The following is a 4,225-nucleotide window of genomic DNA, read 5'->3' as shown; positions in this document are numbered from 1 at the left end:
TCGATGATGGCGCTCGCCGGGCAGGGCCGGGAATCGCGCGAGGGCACGCGCATGGGTCTCTGGGGCGCGGCGCAGGCCATCGCGGCGGGCTTCGGGGGGCTGACGGGTGCTGCCGCCGCCGACGTGATGCGCAAGCTGATGGCGAGCGACGCGGCCGCCTTCGGCACCGTGTTCCTTGCCGAGGCGGCGCTGTTCCTTGTCGCCGCGCTGATGGCGCTGAAAGTGATCGAGACCGCGCGCGCGCCACGCACCGCCGCGCTGATGCCGGGAGAATGAAGATGTATGACGTCGTCGTCGTGGGCGCGGGGCCGTCCGGTGCCACCGCCGCCGAGGATCTGGCCCGCGAAGGGCGCAACGTGGCCTTCATCGACCGCGAGGGGCGCATCAAGCCCTGCGGCGGGGCGATTCCGCCGCGCGCGATCCGGGATTTCGACATTCCCGAGGAACAGCTGGTGGCGAAGATCACCACCGCGCGGATGATCTCTCCCACCGGGCGGCGCGTGGACATCCCGATCGAGAACGGCTTCGTCGGCATGGTCGACCGCGAGCATTTCGACGCCTTCCTGCGCGACCGGGCGGAGGCGGCGGGCGCCGACCGTTACCGCGGCACCTTCACCAAGGTCGAACGTGACGACGACGGCACCCACGTCGTATTCCGCGACAAGGAAAGCGGCGAGACGCGGCGGCTGACCACGCGCCTCGTCATCGGGGCCGACGGCGCGCGCTCGAACGTGGCGCGGCAGGAGGTCGCGGGCGGCGACAAGATCCCGTATGTCATCGCCTACCACGAGATCATCGAGGCGCCCGGCAAGATCGGCGAATACGACCCCGAACGCTGCGACGTGGTCTACGACGGCGCGATCTCGCCCGACTTCTACGGCTGGGTCTTTCCGCACGGCAAATCCGCGAGCGTCGGCATGGGCAGCATGGTCAAGGAGGTGGACGTCAAGCAGGCCACCGCCGACCTGCGCGCGGCGAGCGGATTGGCCGACTGCCCGACGATCCGCAAGGAGGGCGCGCCGATCCCGCTCAAGCCGCTCGACCGCTGGGACAACGGGCGCGACGTGGTGCTCGCCGGCGATGCGGCGGGCGTGGTCGCGCCCTCCTCGGGCGAGGGGATCTTCTACGCGATGATCGGCGGGCGGGTGGCCGCGGCGGCCGCGGCGGCGACGCTGACTTCGGGCGAGACGGCGAAGCTGAAGCTCGCGCGGCATCTCTTCATGCGCGAGCACAAATCGGTCTTCAAGATCCTCGGCGCGATGCAGGACGCCTATTACAAGTCCGACGCGCGGCGGGAGCGGTTCGTCTCGCTCTGTCACGACGTGGACGTTCAAAGGCTGACCTTCGAGGCCTACATGAACAAGGAGCTGGTCAAGGCCCGCCCGCTCGCGCACATCAAGATCGGGCTCAAGAACCTCGCCCACCTCTCGGGCCTCGTGCGGGAGACATACACATGACGCTGACCGTTCCCGCCTGGGTGCATGGCGCCCTGATGCCGGTGGAAAAGCTGGAGGCGCACCGCCGCGGCCTCCGGCACAAGGCCGTCTCGGTCTTCGTGCTCTCGGGCGACTGGGTGCTGTTGCAGCGCCGCGCGGCGGGCAAGTACCACACGCCGGGGCTCTGGGCGAACGCCTGCTGCACGCATCCCGGCTGGGACGAGGCGCCCGAGGCCTGCGCGCGCCGCCGCCTCGGCGAGGAACTCGGCATCGAGGGGCTGGCGCTCGTCCATCGCGGACAGGTGGAATACCGCGCGGACGTGGGCGGCGGGCTGATCGAGCACGAGGTGGTCGAGATCTTCACCGCCGAGGCGCCGGGGCGCATTGCCCCCGATCCGGACCCGGACGAGGTGCAGGAGACGCGCTGGATGACGCTCGGGGAGCTCACCGAGGACGTGCGCCGCGCGCCCGCACACTACACGCCGTGGCTGCGCATCTACCTCGAGCGGCACGCGCAGGACATCTTCGGTCGCGTGCCCGCCTGAGGGAACCCGCCCGCGGGGCGGCGGCGTTGACCCTCCGAAAAGGAGGGAAACCCCATGTCGCCACCCGACACGAACGTCGAACGCGAAAAGCGCCGCCATCGCCCGGCCCTGATCGGGATCGGCGCCGTGCTGCTGTTTGCGCTCATCGTCATGTTCGCGCTGGCGGTCAGCACGACCGACGGCGAGCGGCCCGAGACTCCGCAGGCCACGCCCGACGCCACCGATGTCGCACCGGAGGACGGTTGAGGCGCGGGGCGACCGTCGACGGGCCATGTCTCCGCATGTCGGGATGCGGGAGGCGCCCTCCGGCCGATCCCGTCCCGCGTGGCTGGTCCGGTGATACCCGGTGCAACGGCGACCGCGCCTTCGGGTGCTGCGCCGTGACAGTTCATGGCGCGCCGTGCCCGATCCGTCCCCGCGCACCGAAGCCGCGGTGCAGGGACAAGACCTGTCTCCCGACAATGCCCCCTTGAAGGTCCCGCGCGGCGGCAGGCCGCCGCGTTTCGTGGTCAGTCCCAGTCCCGCGATGCGCTTTCGCCCTGACCGGGCCGCAGGTCGGGCGTGGCCGCGAAGCGGAGGGTGACCGTGTAGCGCCCGTCCTCGGCGCCGTGCTCGATCGACGCCTCGAGCTGCGAGGCGAAGGCGCGGATCAGCATTGAGCCGAGGCCTTCCGCCTCCTCCGTCCCGGTGCCGGGGGCGAGGCTGTTCTCCACAGTGAGCTCGAAGCGTGGCTCCGCGTCCCCGGTCGGGCTCAGGGCGATACGCAGCCAGCGCGCGCCCTCCGCGTCGGGCGCGGCATACTTGAGCGCGTTCGTCGCGGCCTCCGCGGTCAAGAGCGCGAGCGGGGCGGCCTGATCGGGCTCCATCGTCACCGGGTCGAGGTCGAAGCGCAGTTCGACGGGCGCGCGCGCCGTGCTCGCCAGCGCGACGAGTTCGCGCACCACCTCCTCGATCAGCGTGTCGGCGCGCACCTGTGCCATGTCGCCGGACTGATAGAGCGTGCGATGCACCGTCGCGAGGCTCGCGAGGCGCTCCTGCAGGTTGCGGATCGCGGCGCGCACCTCGGGGCTCGCCGTGCGGCGGGCCTGCATGTTCATGATCGAGGACATGAGCTGCAGGTTGTTCTTCACCCTGTGGTGCACCTCGCGCAGGAGCACCTCGCGCTCGTAGATCCTGTTTTCCAGGGTCGCCTCGTCGCGGGCGATGGTCTCGGCCATGCGGTGGAAGGTGCCCTCGATGTCGCGCAGCTCCGCCGCCGCATGGCCGAGTCCGCGGGTCGCGGGGATCTGGCGCCGATCGGCGAAGCTGCGCATCTCGCGGCGCAACGCGCCGATGGGGCGCAGCACGAGGCGATGGATCGACAGGAGCGCCACCGCAAGGCTGACGAGCCACATCGCCACCGGGAAGGACAGCGACGAGAGCAGCAGCAGCGTCTGCCCCGGAAGCGGTTTGCGGGCGGGCCAGCTCGCCAGCGCGTAGGCTGCCCCGGGCGCCAGCGGGACGACCGCGAACTGCCGCACCTCGCCTGCGTCGTTCTGGGTGGCGAAGCTGCGTGCCTCGTCCTCGGCCAGCGACGACAGCGTCATGTCGGCGGGCAGGACGTCGCGCACGTTGTCCGCGTCGGTGCTCGCCGTGACGATTTCGCCCTCGGGGGTGAAGGTCACCAGATCCGCTTCCGGATGGACGTCCAACGCCTTGCGCGCGTCGTCGAGCAGGCGGACCGGGAAGGACAGCGCCGCCATGCCCCGTAGCTCGCCGCCGGGGGCGTAGATCGGGTGGCTGACAGCGATCACCGGCGCGCCACTGATCTTCCCGACCGGGTTCAGTGTCACGTCTGGCTGCGGATCGGCAAAGAGCGCGCGGGTCTTGTCGGGCAGGCTTACGGTGAAGGTGTCCTCGGTCGAGTTGCAGCGCGTCGTGCCGCCCGGCTCCACGAAGCCGGCGAACGCGAGAGTCGGATGGCGCGCGACCGTCCGGCGCATGAGCGCGGTGCAGCCCGGCGCGTCCGGCGCCTCGGTGGCCAGTGCCTCCGCCAGCCCTGTGGCGAGGCCCAGGCTCGAGACGATCGCCTCGCGTTCCGGCGTGGCGATGCGCACCGCTTCGGCGAGACGGTCGCTGCGGTAGTTTTGCTCGGCGACCTCGATCGAGCGCAGGGTCTGCAGCACGGACAGCACGCCGACCGGCAGCAGCGCGAGCGTCAGGGCCGCCGCGACGATCGTCAGGAGCGAGCGTCGCGGCCAGCGG

The 4,225-nt window shown here is 71.1% G+C and carries 5 protein-coding genes; 4 read left to right on the top strand and 1 reads right to left on the bottom strand.

Annotation, left to right across the window (positions count from 1 at the left end; all coding sequences use genetic code 11):
* The 4 genes from ACESL7_RS13595 to ACESL7_RS13580 form a co-directional block, all read left to right on the top strand.
* A partial coding sequence (locus ACESL7_RS13595) for a PucC family protein (RefSeq protein WP_372893850.1) occupies positions 1-276 on the top strand: 276 nt, incomplete at its 5' end.
* A gap of 2 nt (positions 277-278) precedes the next feature.
* On the top strand, positions 279-1,457 hold the full coding sequence (locus ACESL7_RS13590) for a geranylgeranyl diphosphate reductase (protein WP_372893849.1): 1,179 nt from the start codon (positions 279-281) through the stop codon (positions 1,455-1,457).
* Positions 1,454-1,981: an isopentenyl-diphosphate Delta-isomerase gene (gene idi / locus ACESL7_RS13585; protein WP_372893848.1), complete on the top strand. Its 528-nt coding sequence runs from the start codon at positions 1,454-1,456 to the stop codon at positions 1,979-1,981. Before ACESL7_RS13590 ends, idi begins: the two co-directional genes overlap by 4 nt.
* A gap of 54 nt (positions 1,982-2,035) precedes the next feature.
* Positions 2,036-2,227: a hypothetical protein gene (locus tag ACESL7_RS13580; protein ID WP_372893847.1), complete on the top strand. Its 192-nt coding sequence runs from the start codon at positions 2,036-2,038 to the stop codon at positions 2,225-2,227.
* Positions 2,228-2,490: 263 nt separating this feature from the next.
* Here the strand turns inward: ACESL7_RS13580 and ACESL7_RS13575 are convergent.
* The coding region (locus ACESL7_RS13575) for a sensor histidine kinase (protein ID WP_372893846.1) at positions 2,491-4,225 on the bottom strand (1,735 nt) is incomplete at its 5' end.

Source organism: Rhodosalinus sp., from assembly GCF_041685465.1.
In the GTDB taxonomy this organism is placed as follows: Bacteria; Pseudomonadota; Alphaproteobacteria; order Rhodobacterales; family Rhodobacteraceae; genus Rhodosalinus.
Note: the sequence above shows the minus strand (reverse complement) of the source record. Positions and strands in the feature narration are given on the sequence as shown.

Excerpts from the sequence above, each read along its gene's own strand:
- ACESL7_RS13590 (WP_372893849.1), top strand. The coding sequence starts at position 279 with ATGTATGACGTCGTCGTCGTGGGCGCGGGGCCGTCCGGTGCCACCGCC.
- idi (WP_372893848.1), top strand. The coding sequence starts at position 1,454 with ATGACGCTGACCGTTCCCGCCTGGGTGCATGGCGCCCTGATGCCGGTG.
- ACESL7_RS13580 (WP_372893847.1), top strand. The coding sequence starts at position 2,036 with ATGTCGCCACCCGACACGAACGTCGAACGCGAAAAGCGCCGCCATCGC.